Genomic DNA, 19,425 nt, shown 5'->3' with positions numbered 1-19,425 from the left:
TTGATAGTTTTTGCATCTATAGGGTGAAATTGATTATAATTAATCGTGAAAAAATTAGGTTTAATAGTTGTATTGCTGTTTCCATTTTTGTGGTCTTGTAGTATAGAAGATGAAAATGAACAAGGTTTTTACCTTGAGGTATTGCCTGTAGATTCGGTAGAAATGCCTGACGAATTTATTTATGGCGAAACGTACAATATACTGTTAACCTATACGCGCCCTACGTTTTGCTACGAGTTCAACAACTTTGCCTATGACATCAATGGGCACGAACGAACAATAGCAATTGTAAATACAGTTTACACAAATATTAATTGTTCTGAATTTTCAGAATCTATTACCGTAAATTTTGAATTTTCAGTAACCGGAACAGAAACTTACATATTCAAGTTTTATCAGGGCAAGGATGAAAACGGACAGGACAAGTATTATTTGGTAGAAGTGCCTGTAGTACTTTAATTATTAATCAATTACCAAAACAATGTGAGTTTAGAGCAACTCATAAAAAATTGTATAAATCAAGATGCTAAAGCACAAAGTCAATTATACAAGCAATTTGCAAGTAAATTATTTTCGCTTTGTCTTAAGTACTCTAGAAATTATGCAGAAGCAGAAGATAATCTGCACGATGCATTTATAACTGTATTTAGTAAAATAGATCAGTATAACAATAAAGGTTCTTTTGAAGGTTGGTTAAAACGAATTGCAATTAATACATCATTGCAGCGCTACAGAGATAATGGAGGTGTCTTTGATATAGTAAACGAAGACCGTATAGAAGATGTAACGGTAGATATTGATGATGGTGATGTAAGTATTGATTTTTTGTTAGAGATAATACAGGAATTACCTGATAGATATAGACTGGTATTTAACCTGTATGTGTTAGATGGCTATTCTCATGTTGAAATAAGCGAATTAATTAATATTTCAACGGGAACATCTAAATCTAATCTTGCAAGAGCAAGAATGATTTTAAAAGAAAGAATAGAAGATTACAAAGCGAATTCAAGTTCGCGATCGATATAAAATGAGTAATAAGAAAAACATAGATAGACTTTTTCAAGAGAAGTTTAAAGATTTTGAAGTTACGCCAAATGATGCGGTTTGGAATCGCATTAGTGAAAGTTTGCCTAATAAGAAAAAGAAGCGCAGAGTCATTGCGTTATGGTGGCAAATTGGAGGCGTTGCAGCTGCTATTGTTCTATTATTAACTGTTGGTGTATCTGTATTTAATGACAGCACAACGGAGAACCAAAACGCACCTATCGTTGATATTGAAAATAGAGATGGAGATACGATTAAATCAACACCAGAGAATAATAACGAATCAGAAACTGATCTTCTCCAAACACAACAAGAAGAACTTAAGTCTTTAAATAAAAATAAGACTAAAGTTGCCGTTACGGATAATACAGAAAACCCTGAAAGCCTTAAAAGCTCTAATTTTAACAACAAAATTAGTAAGAACCCAAGCGCTAATAAGGCCACTAAAATCAATCCGACAAATAGGTTAGTTGAACATACTGAGGCTCAAGAAAAAATCAAAGATTCAAAAACGACTGATGAACTAATAAAAAGAGCTAAAAATGACGCTACGGCCAAAGTTGCGATAAATAATAAAGACAAATCAAAAACTATTCAAAAGGATAACAGTGCGGTAATCACAGAGAATGACATGAAAGCTGTTATAAAGAATGAGTTAGATAAAACGAAAGAAGCCGTTGCAGATAATAAGGTAGATAAAACAGAAACATCTGAAAACGACTCAAAATTATTAAACAAAATAGAGGACGACAAAACAATACTTGTTGAAGACATAAACAAACAATCTATTGAGGACGCCATTGCCGCGAATAACAAAACAACGAATGAAAAAGAAAAGGATAAGCAGAACAGGTGGAGCATAGCGCCTAATGTTGCACCTGTTTATTTTAGTTCTTTAGGGCAAGGTTCTCCTGTGCATAGCCAATTTAACCAAAATGCAAAAAGTAGTGACATAAATATGAGCTATGGTATTGCTGGTACTTATGCTATTAATAAGAGATTAAAAGTTAGGGCAGGCGTAAATAGAGTTAACCTAAATTATACTACTTCTGATGTTATTGGTTTCATTGGCTCAGAGGCTGTGTCAAGAGGTGTCAGCGCTCAATTTGAAAATCTAGACTTGAGCAGTGGTGTACAGTCCGTATCATTAGTAAGTTCCTCAATGATGAATAGAGCTACTATGCCTGAGGCTTTTAACACTCAGTTCGTTGGAGATTTAGATCAGCAATTTGGCTTTATTGAAGTGCCATTAGAATTAGAGTATAAATTAATAGATAAACGATTTGGATTAAACTTCATTGGTGGTTTTAGTACCTTCTTTTTAAGTGAAAATGAAATATATGCAGACATCAATGGAAGCAGTACAATGATCGGCGAAGCAAACAACATTAACAGCACTAGTTTTAGTGCCAATTTAGGATTAGGTCTAGATTACAGCCTGTCCAAACAATGGAATTTCAACCTTGAGCCAACGTTCAAGTATCAACTGAATACATTCAATAATACTTCTGGCAATTTTAGGCCATTCTTTATTGGAGTGTATACAGGATTAAGTTTTAAGTTTTAGGTAAATTTAAATTAGGTTAGGTTATTGCAATACAAAAAGCAATGATGAATGCAATGATGACAAAAGCTACCCGTGGTTAAGGTAGCTTTTCTGTTTTTAAGGGTTTATGCAGTGCATCCCAAATAACAGTTCTCGCTTTTTTGTTTAATAGCTTAGTGTCTTCAATCTTTAATCCTTCTGTCGATAAAAAGGAATGAATCCTAGCTCGCATTCTCCCTGGGCCACCACTAAATATAGTATACGAAAAGCGTTTTTTATTATCGTAAAATGTTAAGGGTACTACGGGTATTTGATGGTTAATTGCTAATCTAAATGCACCATCTTTAAAATCATCTAAAGCAACGTGCTCTTCAGGCACTCCACCCTCTGGGAAAATACATATACTAAGCCCTTGTTTTAGTCGTTTTTGAGCCCTCATAAAAACCGCCTGTCTACTCTTTGCGCTGCTTCTATCTACCAAAATACACGTACGCTTATAAAAAAAACCAAATAAAGGAATATTGGCCAATTCTTTTTTACCTACAAAAACAAAAGGGTTTTTAACTGACACCAGCATAAGCATAATGTCTACCATGGACGTATGATTAGCAATAAACATATAACTCTTCTTGGGCTTTGGTGTTTGGTCTCTGATAATCTTATAATTAAATCCCATGCCAATAAGTATAAACTTTGCCCAAAACCGCGCTAATCTAAAAAAATAAGGATACCATTTCTCTCGAGAAATCGAAACTAGAAGTATTGGCATTAATACAATAATTGGCAAAGCCACAAGTATATAAAACCAAACCCTATAAAGTATCCAAAAAGGGTATTTTATAAAAGCCATAACACCAAAACTAATTAATTAGTTCCTTTAAAAAAATTATCTTTGCCTTTCAATTTTAGTATGACATTTAATTTGATAGAGTACTTAGATTAGAAGGATATATTATGGCAAGAATACTCACAGGAATTCAAAGTACAGGAACACCTCACCTCGGCAATATTTTAGGAGCAATTATTCCTGCAATTGAAAAAGCGAAAGATGAAGATAACGACTCCTTTTTATTCATTGCAGATCTCCATTCCCTAACCCAAATAAAAGATGCTGAATTATTACGAAGTAACACTTACTCTACTGCGGCGACATGGTTAGCATTTGGTTTAGATATAGATGAAACCGTTTTTTATAGACAAAGTGACGTGCCTCAAGTAACTGAGCTGGCTTGGTACCTAAATTGCTTTTTTCCTTTTAAACGTTTAGAATTAGCTCATAGTTTTAAGGATAAAGCGGATCGATTAGATGATGTAAATGGTGGTCTTTTTACCTATCCTATGCTAATGGCAGCAGATATTTTACTTTATGATTCTGAAATAATCCCAGTAGGCAAAGACCAAGAGCAGCATATTGAAATGACACGAGATGTGGCATCTCGATTTCATGCAAAAATGGGAGATAATGTTTTTGTGCTTCCAAGAGCAGATATTCAAAAAGATACAATGCTAATACCAGGAACAGATGGCGCAAAAATGAGCAAAAGTAAAAACAATACTATTAATATTTTCTTACCAGAAAAGAAGCTCCGTAAGCAAATAATGTCCATTAAAACGGATAGTACTCCTCTTGAAGATCCTAAAGATTGGAAAACCTGCAATTGTTTTGGATTGTATAACATTTTAGCTAATGACGAACAAGTGGCAACTATGAAGGCCAATTATGAAGGTGGCAATTACGGTTATGGTCACGCAAAGCAAGCATTATTTGAGCTCATCTTAGAACGCTTTGCTCAACCTAGAGAACGCTACTTTTATTACATGGAGAACTTAAGTGAAATTGATGTGGCTTTAGAAAAGGGTGCTACAAAAGCCAAGGTTGTTGCTGATAAAGTACTTGAGCGCGTTAGGGAGAAAATTGGGTACTAATAGCAGATGTAGAAAGAACTGATTAGTCCTATTCTAAGCATCTTAGCAATGCTTCTCTTAATTATATCGCGCTTTTTGACTGCCAATGAAATGGACTTTCTAGCTTATGGTCCTCTTGCGATAATAATTGCGAGTATATATCACATTTATAAAAATTACCTATCCTTCTAAATAACTTCAAATAGTTTACCCGGTAAAGGTCTCACAACGCCTTTTAGTTCCATGCTTAGTAATAGGCTTGCAATTTTATAACTCGGCATATCGCAATCTAAGGCAATAACGTCAAGAAGTTCCTTTTCCTTGCTCTTTAAATAGTTATAGACAATTTTTTCATCTGCTTCGAGTTCCACAAATAGTTGCTTCTGAACTGTTTGTTTTGGTTCAGTTTCAAGCTTCCAGTTTAAGAGGTACGGAACGTCCAAAGGGTCTGATAGTAAATGTGCTTTTTGTTGTTTAATGAGGTTGTTGCATCCAACACTTTGGCTGTCGGTTGTTCTTCCGGGTACAGCAAAAACGTCTCTATTGTAAGAATTAGCAATATCTGCTGTCACCAAACTTCCTCCCTTTTCAGCAGATTCAATAACAATTGTTGCCTCAGATAGTCCTGCAATTATTCTATTTCGTTTAAGAAAATTGTTTCTGTCAAATTCATCTGTACTCCAAAAATCAGTATAGAATCCACCGTGCTCCTCAATATCTGCAACATACTTTTTGTGCACTTTTGGATAAATCTGATTAAGTCCATGAGCTAAACAGCCTATTGTTTGCAAATTGTTTTTAACTGCAGCTTTTTGTGCTGTAATATCAGTTCCATAAGCAAATCCAGAAACAATTACAGGATTGTATGACGATAAGGTTTCAACCAACTTTTCACAAAACGCAATACCATTAGTTGTTATCTTTCTCGTACCAACAATACTGATGATATACTGTTCCTTTAGATTGATATTACCAGATTGAAACAGCAATATTGGCCCGTCGATGCATTGTTTGAGTCTTTCAGGATACAATTCATCTGTAAAATAATGGACTTCAATTTTATTTGATTTTATAAAATGGAGCTCATTCTCTGCTTCTTCTATATGAATACGATCAAAAAGACCTTCTATAATGATGGTTCCAATACCATCAATTTTAAGCAGATTAGACCTTTTCTCCTTTAAAACTGCCTCTGCAGAACCACAATGATTAATGAGCTTCTTGGCCGTTGTTGAACCTATTTTAGGTACATGCTGCAAAGCTAGTGTGTAAATGAGTTCTTGTTCGGTCATTGTTTGTTAACGCGCTAGTAAACTGCAATAAACTAAAATTTTCTGATGTTAATAACTATATAGATTCAAACTTTCTTCGGAAACAAAAATTTTTAACTTTGTTTTATTCGAGATTCGAGATTTAGCGTAGAAAATATTTTTTATTTAACACCTAAAAGCTATAAGCAACAAGAATTACGTTTTTATCGTCTAAGTACATGCAGTTAGAAACTTACATTAGCGATTTACTTTACCGTTACGATTGTGTTACCGTGCCAGGCTTTGGTGCGTTTTTAACCAACCGTGTTTCGGCTAAGGTGCATGAGTCTACCCATACATTTTATCCTCCAAAAAAAGTGTTATCGTTTAATGAACAGCTTCAGAGCAATGACGGCTTGTTGGCTAATTACATTGCTGAAGTAGAAAAAATACCTTACAATACAGCGCTAAGCAAAGTATCTAAACAAGTACGCTCAATTAAGTCTTATTTAATTGAAGGGGAAACCATACAATTCGATAATATTGGTGAGTTGATATTGAATAATGTTGGTAAAATTGTTTTTGAACCCTCTCATCATATTAATTATTTAACAGATTCCTTTGGTTTATCACATTTTTCCTCTGAATCCGTTGTAAGAGAAGTTTACAAAGAAAAGGCCAAAGAAGTTGAAGCTGCAGTGCCTCTAGCATTAACTCCAGAAAAACGATCTAATACCAATTGGCTAAAATATGCAGCTGCAGCTGTTTTGGTTATAGGATTGGGCGGTTATTTTGGATATAAGTACTATAGCGATAGTATTGAAAATCATAACCAAATTGCCCAAGAAGAGGCAAATGCACAATTAGACGCAAAGGTGCAAGAAGCCACTTTTGTGATTAGCAATCCACTTCCAGCCGCTACGCTTTCACTTGAAAAACAAAGTGGTAATTATCATATTGTGGCAGGTGCTTTCAGGATTGAAGCCAATTCCATTAAAAAAGTAAATCAACTAAAAGCCAAAGGTTATAAGGCCAGAAAAATTGGTGTTAACCGCTATGGCTTGCACGAAGTCGTTTATGCGAGTTATGAAACTAGAGCAGAAGCGCAGCGTGCACTTCGTAAAATACGAAGAGACCACAACCGTGACGCTTGGTTGTTAATAAAGAAACTTGATTAAGATTTTCTCTATTTAAAGTTTTAGCACCGTATCTTTGCATAAATTTTGAGACTTTATGCAACCCAAAACAGCATTTCAATCTAAAACTGTAGTTACGGATCTCGTTTTACCTAGTGAAACAAACCCTATTAATAATCTATTTGGTGGTGAATTATTAGCACGTATGGACAGAGCTGCGAGTATTGCTGCAAGGCGCCATTCTAGGCGCATTGTAGTAACAGCGTCCGTTAATCATGTTGCTTTTAACCGAGCCATTCCATTAGGAAGTGTTGTTACAGTTGAAGCTAAAGTATCTCGTGCTTTTTCATCCTCTATGGAAGTTTATCTCGATGTTTGGATAGAAGACAGAGAGTCTGGCGAATGTATCAAAGCCAATGAAGCTATTTACACCTTTGTGGCCGTTGATGAAATGGGCCGACCTGTTAAAGTTCCTGAGCTAATTCCAGAAACTGAACTTGAAAAAGAACGCTTTGAAGGCGCATTGAGAAGAAAACAGTTAAGTTTGGTTCTTGCCGGTAAAATGAAGCCTCAAGAGGCTTCTGAGCTTAAAGCTATTTTTGAGTGAGATTCTTCACTTCGTTCTGAATGACAAATTAAACCTTTTTACTTTTTCTAGGTCTTATCATTAAACCAAATTTATTAGTGATATGAAATACCTAGTTTATACTTTTGTTTTAGTCTTTGCACTTAGCACTACTTCTTGTGCAAGACAGGTAGTTGTGAAACAACCAGCAACTGTTACCGTTGTAAAAAAATTACCAAGACAATATAAAATAGTGCGTGTAAACGGCAAACGCTACTACTTTTTTAATGGTAGACATCATAGAAAAACACGAAATGGCTTTGTAGTAGTACGAGTTTAAGTTTAAATTGAGTTAGTTTAGTGATGAATTCCCCTTCTGAATAGTTGGGGAATTTTTTAGTATTTAGCGAGCCAAGGCTCAGGATTTATAACCTGATCGTTCTTATAAATTCTAAACCCAAGTAAGGTTTCACCTTTAATTCTATTGGTAAATACTTGTCCTATGCTTTGGCCTGTTGTAACCTTGTCGCCTTTCTTTACATAGATCTTAGATAAATTCATATAAACAGATAAATAGTTACCATGTCTTATCATTACAGCCGGATTACCATTTTTAACAACTAAAACACCTGACACTTCGCCATTAAAAACCGATTTTACTTCTGCGTTTTGCTCAGTAGCAATGTAGATACTCTTATAATTTTGAGTAACCGTGTTATCCGTTAAGGAGCGTTGCCTCCCAAATTTACCTTTTATAACACCTCTAGAAACGGGCCAACCAAGTTTGCCTCTATTAGATTCAAAATTTGCTGCGAGTTTTTTAGCTTCTGGTGTTAGAATAAACTTTCCGGTCGAGGTCTTTTTACCTGCTTTTTTATTTGAAGCTGCAATAGCTTCCCTGATCAATCTGTCTATTTCCTTATCTAATTCCCTTACCTCTTGTTTCTTCTTCCTTATTTGAGCATTGAACTTACTCATATCGGCCTTTATTGAGGCCATTAACACTTCCCGGTTTTTTAATTCTTCCTCTAGGTTTCGTTTTGCAATCCTGTTTTCCTCAACCAGTTTTTGTTTATCCTTCTTCTGACGAGTTAACTCAATATTCAATTCTTGTAGTTCTGCTGTTTTCTTTTTAATGGCTTCGCCTTGCTCTTTTTGATAATCCGTATACTGTTTAAGGTACTGTAACCTTTTGTAGGCTTGTTTAAAATTCTCCGATGATAATAAAAACATAATTCTACTCTGCTCAGACTTACTTTTATATGACTTTACAATCATAGCGGCATAATCAGCTTTTAATTCCTGTAGCTGAGTTCTGAGATTGGAAATTTCATTTTGATTGGTATTGATTTCGCGCGTTAATAGGTTGGCTTGCTCATTTGTTATCCTAATAAGATTTTGCCTAACACTGATTTTATAGTTTAAATCTTCAATAAGTGTAATAACCGATTTTTGTTCTTTCTTGTTTGAAAATAATAGCGCATTTATCTGTTTTATCTCCTTGAGTTTTTGCTGTCTCTGCGCTTCAAGTTCCTTTTGTTTTGAACTTTGGGCATATACAACATTTAGGGAAAGAAATAGGCTAAATAAAAATAAAACGTATGTGCGTGTGATATTCATTATTTTATCACAATTTCTTTGTATCCTGCTGGAATCTTAAACGGAAATCTCACAGCCTCATTTATTGACACCGATTTAAACTCTAAGGATACACCAACCTCATCTGTGTTTTCTACGGCAATAATTTCAATGTCTTTAGGAAGTACCTGTGACTTTACTTCTTGGTATGATTTATAATCTACCTGTAAAAATCGTTTTTTTAATTGTTGGTAGAGTTGTAAGCTATCCATTTTAAAATGGGAAGGATTAATGAGATAAAACAACTCTAAAAGGGTATTTTGATCTTTTGGTTGAAGCGCATATGAATTTTCAGAGATTTCTACCTTGTGTGGTTCCTCTTTCAAATTATAAATTGCTTGACCTAGTAAAATATTCTGAACCTTATTGAAATCGAGCTCTACACCAACAAAATCACTTAACAAAGCATAGTCACCATCAAAAAACTCATTGTCTTGTTTGTTATAAAATCTGACTTTATCTGGAGTTATCATCATTCTAGCTAACCCTAAAGGTGCGCTTAACCAAATGGTTTTATCCTTTTCCATTCTGTAATTAAAGGTTAAACCTTGTTCTTTATTACCTTGCCTAAGGTCTATCCTTACTTTGGCTTGCATTGTTTTGAAATTAGCATCCTTTTTTTGGTGTTGCCTTATTACCTGCTTCGCAGACAGCTTATCACTTACCTCTCCTGAAGCAAGAACACTTTTTGCGGACTTGCATCCCGATAATGCTGTAAACAAAACAACAAATAGAATTAAGAATAACGTTTTATATGATAAATAAACTTTCATTTACTGTTGCGCTTTTATTGCTTGTGCCTTTTTAGCAAACGCTTCTGATTTTGTAATATTATTCAATCCTTTATAGGCAAAACTAAGTTCTGAATAAAAATCTGCTTCCATGTTTGGGTTATCAATTAGAAAATCGAGTCCCATTTCCAGATTTTCTATGGCTTCCTTATATTGTCCTATTTGGTTTTTTGCAACTCCATTAATCAAATATAAGATTGGTTGCGCAGGATAGAGCTCCAAAGCCTCATTACTTCCTAAAACAACTGCATTATAATCTTTCATCTCTAGTTGTAATAGGAGCACATCTTTTATTAATTTAAAGTCACTAGGATTTTGCTTTAGTGCTTCCTTAAAATTTACCAAAGCTTTTACTTTATCACCAGCCTTCAAATAATACTGACCTAAATCGCTATGGGTCTGCGCGTCTTTATTTTCATCTATTTGTGCTGTAATTTCAACAAGATCAGATTCATATTCAGGATTCATAGAAACGAAATTCACAAAATCCTTCAATACCTTAGCTTTTGCATCTGCGTTTATCTCTGGGCTAGACAGGGCAATCTTAACGGAGTTAATGGCGCGCTCTACTTCATTGTCTTCTAAATAAAACTTGTACAAAGCTAAGTGAACAAACTTTGAATCTGGTTTAACTTTTAGCAGGTTTTTAGCAGCTTTGTAAGCCTTTTTCTTATCACCAACTTGGCTATATCTATATATTAGTTTTAGATGATTTTCTTCATTATTTGGGTTGTTGGCTACACGTTGTTCTAAATTTTCAATTCTATCATCTGCATTGCCCGTGATACTATAAATATCATTTCGCATAGCATCTCTAGATTCGCTTAGTCCATACTCTTTGTCTAACTCATCAAGAATATCCAATGCTTGCTTGTAACGCTTTTCTCGAACGTATAATGCTGCCAAATCCTCTTTATAATCCGAGTGGTATTTTACGAGTTGTTTTATGGTCTTTATCGCATTGTTTATATCATCTTGCTGATAATAAACATCATAAAGCTCATCTAAAAACCATTCATTGTCGGGTTGCATGCTAACCGCTTTTTTTAATGCATCTTCTGCAGCGCCAAAATTCTTAAGTAAATTGTAGTTTTTGCCAAGTTCAAAGTAAATCACAGGTTTTTTGCTGTCTAAGTTTAAACATTGCTGAAGTGCGTCAACGGCACGCTCGTAGTTTTCAATTCCTTTTTGCTTTAAGGCTTCAAAAAAATACTCTTGGAACTCATCTTCAACATTACCGAGATCGTCATCTGGTCTTTTATTAAAATCTACCTGTGCAATACCAAAACTCGGTACTAATAAAAGCATCATCAGAAGAATAGCTATTTTTTGTGTAGGTTTCATATTAGAGTGTTCAGTAATGATTTGTACTACAGATTATTCCAAAAGTCGTTCCAAACTCAGATTTATATGACTTTAGCTTTGGCAGGAACTACTCCAAAACAGAATAATCTCCAATGCTAATCTTGGTGAAATTTCCATCATACTTAACGTAATTACCAATCATAGCATCATCTAAATTAGCATTTTTAATGACGGTTTGGTTTTGTATTAAGCTATTTTTAACGCTACTGTTTTCTATGACACAGTCTTTACCAATAGAAACATAAGGTCCTACAGTAGTATTGCGCAAAACAGTACCTTCACCAATATAACACGGATCGATGATATTAGAATTTTCAAGTACCACAGATTTATGAACAAGTTCTTCTTCATTATCTGCTTTTAAGAATCCGAGCATCTTGGCATTGGTCTCAAGAGTAATATTTTTATTACCACAATCCATCCACTCGTCTACAGTACCTGTTTTGAATATTTTTCCATCTGCCATCATTCGTTTTATGCCATCATTAATCTGGTACTCACCACCATTCATTACATTTTGATCCAGTACTTCCTGAAGCTTTTCCTTTAATACAGCAACATCCTTAAAATAATATATCCCTATTACAGCTTGATCACTGACAAATTTTTCTGGTTTCTCTACAAGTTCTACAATTTCGTTTTTGTCATTCAGCTTCACCACACCATAGGCCTCAGGATTATCAACGCGTTTTGTCCAAATCACACTGTCAGCAATGGGATCTAGTTCAAAATCTGCTCTAATTAATGTATCTGCATAAGCGATTACTGCAGGACCAGATAGTGAAGGTTTTGCACTCATTATTGCATGACCTGTTCCTAAAGGTTGGTCTTGTCTATAGATTGAAGCTATAGCACCAAGGTCTTTGGCCAAAGCAGTTAAACTTTCTACTACATCATCGCCAAAAAAAGCAGGATCGCCTAAAATAAAAGCTATTTCATTTATGGGTTGCTTCAACACCTTTGCTATGTCCTTGACCAAACGATGAACTATGGGTTGGCCTGCAACAGGTATTAGAGGTTTTGGTACAGTTAAACTATGTGGTCTAAGACGTGAGCCACGACCTGCCATTGGGACTATTATTTTCATTTTCTATTTGTTTAATGATTTGATTGGTTGCTCTTATTTAGTGCCAGTACTGCCAAAACCGCCTTCTCCTCGTTCCGTATCAGAAAGGACTTTTACTTCTTCCCATTCTGCTCGTTCATGTTTTGCTATAACTAATTGTGCAATACGCTCACCATTCTGAATAGTAAAGTCTTCCTTTGAAAGATTAACGAGAATAACACCTATTTCACCTCTGTAATCTGCATCAATGGTTCCTGGTGCATTTAAAACCGTAATACCTTTTTTTGCCGCCAAACCACTTCTTGGTCTTACTTGTGCTTCGTAACCTATTGGTAATTCAATAAATAAACCTGTGCCCACAATAGTACGTTCTAATGGTTTTAACACTCTAGATTCGGTTAAACTAGCCCTTAAATCCATGCCTGCTGAAGCCATCGTTTCATAATGGGGTAAGGGATGCCTGGACTTATTTATTATCTTAATTTCCATTTTCAATTATTTCTTTCAATCTCTGATTTTAGGAGATTAATTATGGATAACAATTCTTTTCTCAATATTGGTCCTTCTTCGAAAATTGAACGCATCCATCCTCTCATATGTTGCATGAGGTTATTAAATCTCACAGATTCTATTATTTTGACATAGTTGGTTTTGATACTAAGACTTTGTGATTTGTCATTAAGATCATAAATAAAAAAACCCATAGGCTCTCCCAGTTGAAATGGGTACAAATTTTGTTTTGTAAACTCTCTTACTCCTATCTCTTCTTCCTGGTAATCTCTGACAATATCCTGAATTCTTGCAATTTTACTTTTTAAGGAATCGTTTGAGATAAGCTCGATTTTACCTGAATTTATTATTGAATTATATATTCCTTGATATGGGTCAAAGGTATAATTTCCATTAACACCTTGCATTAAATTAATCAAACTGTCGGTTGCTAACTCTGTTGGATTTACAGACATTATTGTCTCAATTAGCCTCTTCCTGTTAGTGTGAAACTTGTATGCGAAATCGAATTTTACCAAATTCTCGCTGAACTCTTTATGAAGGCTTTTCATTACTTTCAGCTCCTCTTTTTTAAGCATGCGGTTATTGTTCCAATTATTGACCTGTAAGGCCAACAGTATCCCTATCATAACTAAAATAATCTCACCGATAGCATATTTAAAATAGCGACCCATTTTATTTTCAATGAGCAATTGCTTTCTTATTTTATTGAAGAGTTTGATCATTGGTATTATGTCAACGTTTTAAGATTTGTTTTAGCTGGTTCTTTTCCAACATAATAACTAATACCAAAAATACAATTAACATAGCAATTCCTATAACATAGTTCTCTCGATATTGATAAAAGGATAGTGCAGATAACCCAACAGAAACCGACAGATATAATCCTATTTTTTTAAGATTATACGGTATTGGATAGTATTTTCTGCCAAAATAATACGACAGAACCATCATTGATGCATAAGCTACCAAGGTTGCAATAGCGGAAGCCTTGTAACTATATGTTTTTATGAATATAAAATTGATAACTAAAGTCACAATAGCTCCTATCACAGAAATGTATGCGCCAAACTTTGTTCGATCTGTAATCTTATACCAAACCGAAAGATTATGGTATATACCGAGACAAAAGTTGGCTAGTAATATTATTGGTACTATCCACATAGCTTCCCAATAGGCTTCACTTCTAATAATAAATGGTTTTAATAGGTCTGCAAAAACAACCACAGATAGGAGAATAATGGAACCAAATGCCACAAAAAACTCAAGAATATTCGCATAATTTTTTTGAGGATTTTCAGTTTTAGCATGGCTAAAAAAGTATGGTTCAATTCCAAGTCTGTAAGCTGTAGCAAATAGTGTCATAAATAAGGCTAATTTGTAACATGCTGAATACATCCCAATATCATTTTCAGCGACATCTTCTGGTAGTAGTTCTTTTAATAGTATTCTATCGAAAGTCTCATTAATTGAAAATGCTATTCCTGCAACCAATACTGGCATAGCATAGCGCATCATCTGTTTCCAAAGATGCTTGTCAAATCTGTATTTAAGTTTTGTATAAAACCAAAGCATTAACACAAGAGTAAACGCACTTGCCACAAGATTGGCAATGAAAATGTAGTTAATTTCAAAATGAGGTCTGTAAAGTGCTTCAAAAAAGGATCCGGTTTCTGCCAAGTTTTTTAATGCTAGTAAAAAGAACAGGTTCAGTCCAATATTAATGCAAATATTTAAAATCTTAATAATAGCGTAATGCATAGGTTTTTCATTAGCCCTAAGCCATGCAAATGGAATAATAACCAAGGCATCGAGTAATAATATCCATATAACCAACTGGATGTATTTTACGTCTATATCTATGTAATGGGAAATCTGGTCTTTATAAAATAGCGCAATACTAAAAAATACTAAAGAAGACACTAGTAAAGAAATGGTAGATGTTCCTATAACCTTTTCTTTGTCTTCTTCCTTATTGAAGAATCTAAAAAATGCCGTTTCCATACCATAGGCAAGCACAACATTGAATAGTACAAAATATGAGAAGATCACTGAAACTTTACCATATTCCGCAGGATTTGCTAGAACAGCCTCACTGGTATACAAAGGCACTAACAAAAAACTAAGCATCCTGGGTAAAACGGTTGCCAAACCATAAATAAAGGTTTGCTTAAATAGTGATTTAAATGCGCTCAATTAAATAGTTAAATAGATGGCCAAAAATATTAAATATAAATTGGTCTTGTGTTGTACTGAATAAAAAAGCCTCACTAAATCTAGTAAGGCCTTAAATTATAACGCTATATAGTATTAATTGTCGTTTTCAATATCTAAAGTAGCAAGACCGTCTGCTTTTGGTCTACTATATTTTGATGGAGCACCATTTTCATAGTATGTTCCCGCAAACTCTTTGGGCTGTTGTACTTTTAAATATTTAATTTCTCCCTTTTCAACATAGCTAATCACGCATTCATTGTTTCTTATTTTGAATGGATATTGAGATGAATTATAATTGGGATTAAAAACATATTCCTTGGATTTATTCTTTAATATAGCGGTGTAACGCCCTCCCTTCTCTTCCAATTTTCCTTTTAGATTTCTAAAAAATACGCTGTCAATTTGAATATAATCTGGCTTGTTTGCTACAGGTACAAAAATGTTTACGCCAGTACCACCAACATCAATACCGGCATACCACTCTTGAAAATATACTTTCTTAATTTTAAATTCTGTTTGTTCTTGAAAGACCGTTGCTGTTTTAGGGCTCCCACAATGATATAATAGCGAAACGGTAAGCAGAATACCTAATGTCCAGGCTGTTTTAAGTAGCTTATTCATTCTAAAGTAGGTTAAATTTGGTTTGGTAATATAAACAAAAATTTTAATTTCATCGATGTATGTTGATTTTTATCGATGAACTGAAGCCCTTTAGAACCTCATAAAAATAAGAACCAACTCAAAATTGAGTTGGTTCTTATATTATAAATATGATTATATTCTAATTATTTAGTGCTTCAGCCCCACCAACAATCTCAAGAATTTCGTTGGTAATTGCCGCTTGACGCGCTTTATTGTAGGTAAGCTTAAGCTGGTCTCTCAACTCAGTTGCATTATCCGTTGCTTTATGCATTGCTGTCATACGCGCACCGTGTTCCGAAGCAAATGAATCTCTAATTGCTTTAAACAACTGTGTTTTCAATGATTTTGGTATTAATGTTTCAACTATCTCTTGCTTTGATGGCTCAAAGATATAGTCCAAATTTGCTATTGCATCAGATTCAACAGGTACAATTGGCAAGAACTGCTCTGTTAAGACAATCTGAGTAGCCGCATTTTTGAAACTGTTATATACGAGTTCCACTTTATCAAATTCACCTTGAATAAAATTATCCATTATCAATTGAGCAATTGAAGCGACATTTTCAAAAGTTAAATCATCAAAAACTTCACTTTTATTTGCGAGAACAACACCAGATTTTGAAAAGGCATCATTTGCTTTCTTCCCTATGGCTAAAACAGAAACGTTGTTGTTTGCATAAGTATCATCCTTTAAGGCATTTACTTGCTTTATAATGTTAGAGTTAAAAGCACCGCAAAGTCCTCTATTAGAAGTTATCGCAACAATTAAAACGTTCTTTACCTCGCGTTGATCTGCATACTTACTACCACTGTCCGAATCTAAAGTAGCACTCAGGCTTTGCAATAACTCAGTTAATTTATTAGAATATGGACGCATTGCGGTAATAGCGTCTTGTGCCTTCTTTAACTTTGCAGCAGAAACCATTTTCATGGCACTTGTTATCTGCATTGTAGAAGATACTGACGATATCCTGTTACGTATTTCCTTTAAATTTGCCATTTTCTATTTTATAAAGTCCCTAAGGTTTAGCTCAGAGCACTATTTTAAATTAATTAAGCATTATACTTAGCAGAAAGGTCTTTAGCAACATTTGTCAATGTATCTATTACCTCATCTGTTAATTTACCAGCTTTTAATGTGTCTAATACATCTCTGTGCTTAGCGTTTAAGAATTCGATATAATCTCTTTCAAACTCTTTTACTTTTTCAACCGGTACATTTCTCAACAAGTTCTTAGACCCTGCATAAATAATCGCCACCTGATCTTCTACAGTAAATGGATCATTTTGTGCTTGCTTAAGAATTTCCACGTTACGTCTACCTTTTTCGATAACATTTAAAGTTGCGGCATCTAGGTCTGAACCAAACTTAGCAAATGCTTCTAATTCACGGAACTGTGCTTGGTCTAACTTTAAGGTACCAGCTACTTTCTTCATTGATTTAATCTGAGCAGAACCACCAACACGAGATACTGATATACCCACGTTAATCGCTGGACGAACACCAGAGTTAAATAAATCGGATTCTAAGAATATCTGACCGTCTGTAATAGAAATTACATTTGTTGGAATGTATGCAGATACGTCACCAGCTTGAGTTTCAATAATAGGTAGGGCAGTTAAGGAACCACCACCTTTCACTACTGGCTTCAGTGAATCAGGTAAATCATTCATGTTTTTAGCAATGTCGTCATCTGCAATAACTTTTGCTGCACGCTCTAATAATCTTGAGTGAAGATAAAATACGTCACCAGGATAAGCCTCACGTCCTGGAGGACGACGTAATAACAATGATACCTCACGGTATGCAACCGCTTGTTTAGATAAATCGTCATATACAATTAATGCCGGTCTACCAGTATCTCTGAAGTATTCACCTATCGCAGCGCCAGCAAATGGAGCATAAACCTGCATTGGAGCAGGATCTGATGCATTTGCAGCAACTATTACTGTATACGCTAACGCGCCTCTATCTTCTAATGTCTTTGCAATGTTTGCAACAGTAGATGCTTTTTGCCCAACTGCAACATAAACACAGAATACAGGCTCGCCAGCATCATAAAACTCTTTTTGATTAAGAATCGTATCGATACAAACTGTTGTTTTACCAGTCTGACGGTCACCAATAACGAGCTCACGCTGACCTCTACCAACAGGAATCATCGCATCTATAGACTTAATACCTGTTTGTAATGGCTCATCTACTGGTTGACGGAAAATTACACCAGGTGCTTTGCGCTCAAGTGGCATTTCGTACAAGTCGCCACCAATTGGTCCTTTACCGTCAATGGGGTTACCAAGTGTATCAACAACACGTCCAACCATTTCTTCACCCACTTTGATAGACGCAATACGGTTTGTACGCTTTACTGTCGCACCTTCTTTAATCTCTTTAGAAGGGCCTAATAATACGATACCAACATTATCTTCTTCAAGGTTAAGTACGATACCTTCTAAGCCACCTTCGAATTCTACTAATTCACCATATTGTGCATTAGAAAGTCCATAAGCTCGAACAATACCATCACCAACAGTTAATACTGTTCCTACTTCGTTTAATGAAGCACCTGCTTCAAATCCTGATAGTTGTTGTTTTAAGATTGCTGATATCTCAGCTGGTTTTACTTCTGCCATTTTTTATTGTCTTTAGCTATTAACTGTTAGCTATTAGTTTAATGTAAATTCTCTCTTTAATTTGTTCAATTTATTGGTAATACTTGCATCATATTGCAAATCACCAACACGTAAGATGAACCCTCCTAAAATAGATTCATCTACAATATTTTCTATTTCAGTAGTCTTACCTGTAAGCTCCTTAACTTTTGATAAAACTTTCTTTTCCAGGTCTTTTGTAAGCGGTGTAGCTGTTGTCACTTTTGCAACTTGTGTTTCTCTCAACGCATCGTACAAGTGATTGTACTTGTTAGCCACATCACCTAACAAGGCAATTCTCTTGTTAGTTATTAGAACGTCAATTAAATTAGACGTTGCCTCATTAGCATTTCCGAATACAGCCTTTAATACTGCTACTTTATCTGACGATCTCACGACAGGACTTTGAAGCATCGCATCTAGTTCAATATTGTCTGCTATTGCAGTAGCAATTTGTTTCATGTCTGCATTAACCTTGTCTGCTACCTTTTTTTCTGTAGCTAAACTTAGTACTGCCTTGGCGTATCTTACAGCTGCTCTAGATTCTGCCATTTAGTTTTAGTTTAAAGTAGTTTCACCTAACATATCCTCGACAAGTTTTATTTGCTTGTCTTTGTTAGATAATTCGTTACGTACAACTTTCTCTGCAATTTCTATTGACAAGCCGGCAACATGATTTTTTAATTCGGCCATGGCTGCCTTCTTTTCACTATCAATTGCTGCTTGAGCCTGTTCTATCATTTTGTTTGCCTGAGCCTGAGCTTCGTCCTTGGCATCAGATATCATTTTTGCCTTCATGTCACGAGCATCCTTCAACATTGCCTCACGTTCTGCACGAGCCTCTTGCAATATACGCTCATTGTCCGCTTGAAGGTTTTCCATTTCTTGACGCGCTTTCTCGGCGGAAGCCAATGCATCTTTAATGCCTTCTTCTCTTTCGCTTACCGCTCCCAAAATTGGATTCCAAGCAAACTTTCTCAAAATGAACAATAGGACTAAAAAAGTGATTAACGTCCAAAATACAAGTCCAAATTCTGGTGTAATTAAATCCATTCTATTTTGTTTAGATAATTTAAATTTTTAAAATACAGAAGC

21 protein-coding genes are annotated in these 19,425 nt (G+C 34.9%); 7 read left to right on the top strand and 14 right to left on the bottom strand.

Annotated elements, in window-relative coordinates:
• The first annotated feature begins 45 nt into the window (after positions 1-45).
• The 3 genes from LBU54_RS02035 to LBU54_RS02025 are packed head-to-tail and all read left to right on the top strand — an operon-like array spanning position 46 to position 2,614.
• On the top strand, positions 46-459 hold the full coding sequence (locus LBU54_RS02035; protein WP_224524974.1) for a hypothetical protein: 414 nt from the start codon (positions 46-48) through the stop codon (positions 457-459).
• 24 nt (positions 460-483) lie between these two features.
• Entirely contained in the window at positions 484-1,029 is a 546-nt protein-coding gene (locus LBU54_RS02030; protein ID WP_224524971.1) for an RNA polymerase sigma factor, read from the top strand.
• Between the two features lies 1 nt (position 1,030).
• On the top strand, positions 1,031-2,614 hold the full coding sequence (locus LBU54_RS02025) for a hypothetical protein (protein WP_224524967.1): 1,584 nt from the start codon (positions 1,031-1,033) through the stop codon (positions 2,612-2,614).
• Positions 2,615-2,690: 76 nt separating this feature from the next.
• On the opposite strand, the gene LBU54_RS02020 is transcribed toward LBU54_RS02025, so the two are convergent.
• A complete protein-coding gene (locus LBU54_RS02020) occupies positions 2,691-3,443 on the bottom strand; it encodes a lysophospholipid acyltransferase family protein (protein WP_224524965.1) in 753 nt (250 codons plus the stop codon).
• 104 nt (positions 3,444-3,547) lie between these two features.
• Here LBU54_RS02020 and trpS point away from each other — a divergent pair, with 104 nt between their 5' ends.
• Positions 3,548-4,519 (top strand): tryptophan--tRNA ligase, encoded by a 972-nt coding sequence (gene trpS, locus LBU54_RS02015; RefSeq protein ID WP_224524963.1) that lies wholly within the window; start codon positions 3,548-3,550, stop codon positions 4,517-4,519.
• A gap of 167 nt (positions 4,520-4,686) precedes the next feature.
• Here the strand turns inward: trpS and dprA are convergent, their stop codons facing one another.
• Positions 4,687-5,790 (bottom strand): DNA-processing protein DprA, encoded by a 1,104-nt coding sequence (gene dprA / locus LBU54_RS02010; RefSeq protein WP_224524961.1) that lies wholly within the window; start codon positions 5,788-5,790, stop codon positions 4,687-4,689.
• A 197-nt stretch (positions 5,791-5,987) separates the two neighbouring features.
• Here dprA and LBU54_RS02005 point away from each other — a divergent pair, with 197 nt between their 5' ends.
• The 3 genes from LBU54_RS02005 to LBU54_RS01995 all read left to right on the top strand — a co-directional run bounded on the left by LBU54_RS02005 (position 5,988) and on the right by LBU54_RS01995 (position 7,789).
• Positions 5,988-6,926: an HU domain-containing protein gene (locus LBU54_RS02005; protein WP_224524959.1), complete on the top strand. Its 939-nt coding sequence runs from the start codon at positions 5,988-5,990 to the stop codon at positions 6,924-6,926.
• A gap of 55 nt (positions 6,927-6,981) precedes the next feature.
• Positions 6,982-7,491, top strand: coding sequence for an acyl-CoA thioesterase (locus LBU54_RS02000; protein WP_224524958.1), 510 nt, complete (start codon positions 6,982-6,984; stop codon positions 7,489-7,491).
• An 82-nt stretch (positions 7,492-7,573) separates the two neighbouring features.
• Positions 7,574-7,789, top strand: a complete 216-nt coding sequence (locus tag LBU54_RS01995) for a DUF6515 family protein (protein ID WP_224524956.1) — start codon at positions 7,574-7,576, stop codon at positions 7,787-7,789.
• A gap of 56 nt (positions 7,790-7,845) precedes the next feature.
• On the opposite strand, the gene LBU54_RS01990 is transcribed toward LBU54_RS01995, so the two are convergent.
• The 12 genes from LBU54_RS01990 to LBU54_RS01935 form a co-directional block, all read right to left on the bottom strand.
• Complete coding sequence (locus LBU54_RS01990; protein ID WP_224524954.1) at positions 7,846-9,069, bottom strand: murein hydrolase activator EnvC family protein; 1,224 nt, start codon at positions 9,067-9,069, stop codon at positions 7,846-7,848.
• Positions 9,069-9,860 carry a DUF4292 domain-containing protein gene (locus LBU54_RS01985; protein WP_224524952.1) on the bottom strand — a complete coding sequence of 264 codons (792 nt, stop codon included), beginning with the start codon at positions 9,858-9,860 and terminating at the stop codon, positions 9,069-9,071. The genes LBU54_RS01990 and LBU54_RS01985 overlap by 1 nt, the downstream gene beginning before the upstream one ends.
• Positions 9,861-11,222 carry a tetratricopeptide repeat protein gene (locus LBU54_RS01980; protein ID WP_224524949.1) on the bottom strand — a complete coding sequence of 454 codons (1,362 nt, stop codon included), beginning with the start codon at positions 11,220-11,222 and terminating at the stop codon, positions 9,861-9,863. It abuts the gene before it with no gap.
• An 88-nt stretch (positions 11,223-11,310) separates the two neighbouring features.
• Positions 11,311-12,330 (bottom strand): sugar phosphate nucleotidyltransferase, encoded by a 1,020-nt coding sequence (locus LBU54_RS01975; protein WP_224524946.1) that lies wholly within the window; start codon positions 12,328-12,330, stop codon positions 11,311-11,313.
• A 33-nt stretch (positions 12,331-12,363) separates the two neighbouring features.
• Positions 12,364-12,798 (bottom strand): dUTP diphosphatase, encoded by a 435-nt coding sequence (dut, locus tag LBU54_RS01970; RefSeq protein WP_224524944.1) that lies wholly within the window; start codon positions 12,796-12,798, stop codon positions 12,364-12,366.
• A 2-nt stretch (positions 12,799-12,800) separates the two neighbouring features.
• Positions 12,801-13,544 (bottom strand): DUF6090 family protein, encoded by a 744-nt coding sequence (locus tag LBU54_RS01965; RefSeq protein WP_224524941.1) that lies wholly within the window; start codon positions 13,542-13,544, stop codon positions 12,801-12,803.
• 10 nt (positions 13,545-13,554) lie between these two features.
• Positions 13,555-15,015, bottom strand: a complete 1,461-nt coding sequence (locus tag LBU54_RS01960) for an oligosaccharide flippase family protein (protein ID WP_224524938.1) — start codon at positions 15,013-15,015, stop codon at positions 13,555-13,557.
• A gap of 114 nt (positions 15,016-15,129) precedes the next feature.
• Entirely contained in the window at positions 15,130-15,657 is a 528-nt protein-coding gene (locus tag LBU54_RS01955; RefSeq protein WP_224524922.1) for a hypothetical protein, read from the bottom strand.
• A 160-nt stretch (positions 15,658-15,817) separates the two neighbouring features.
• Complete coding sequence (gene atpG, locus LBU54_RS01950) at positions 15,818-16,678, bottom strand: ATP synthase F1 subunit gamma (RefSeq protein WP_224524920.1); 861 nt, start codon at positions 16,676-16,678, stop codon at positions 15,818-15,820.
• A 53-nt stretch (positions 16,679-16,731) separates the two neighbouring features.
• Positions 16,732-18,312: a F0F1 ATP synthase subunit alpha gene (gene atpA, locus LBU54_RS01945; protein ID WP_224524916.1), complete on the bottom strand. Its 1,581-nt coding sequence runs from the start codon at positions 18,310-18,312 to the stop codon at positions 16,732-16,734.
• Positions 18,313-18,345: 33 nt separating this feature from the next.
• On the bottom strand, positions 18,346-18,882 hold the full coding sequence (atpH, locus tag LBU54_RS01940) for an ATP synthase F1 subunit delta (protein WP_224524914.1): 537 nt from the start codon (positions 18,880-18,882) through the stop codon (positions 18,346-18,348).
• A 6-nt stretch (positions 18,883-18,888) separates the two neighbouring features.
• The gene (locus LBU54_RS01935) at positions 18,889-19,383 is read right to left on the bottom strand and encodes a F0F1 ATP synthase subunit B (RefSeq protein WP_224524911.1); all 495 of its coding nucleotides are present in this window, start codon (positions 19,381-19,383) and stop codon (positions 18,889-18,891) included.
• Between the last annotated feature and the right edge of the window lie 42 nt (positions 19,384-19,425).

This window comes from Winogradskyella alexanderae (assembly GCF_020166335.1).
In the GTDB taxonomy this organism is placed as follows: domain Bacteria; phylum Bacteroidota; class Bacteroidia; order Flavobacteriales; family Flavobacteriaceae; genus Winogradskyella; species Winogradskyella alexanderae.
This window is presented reverse-complemented; position numbering and strand designations above follow the sequence as displayed.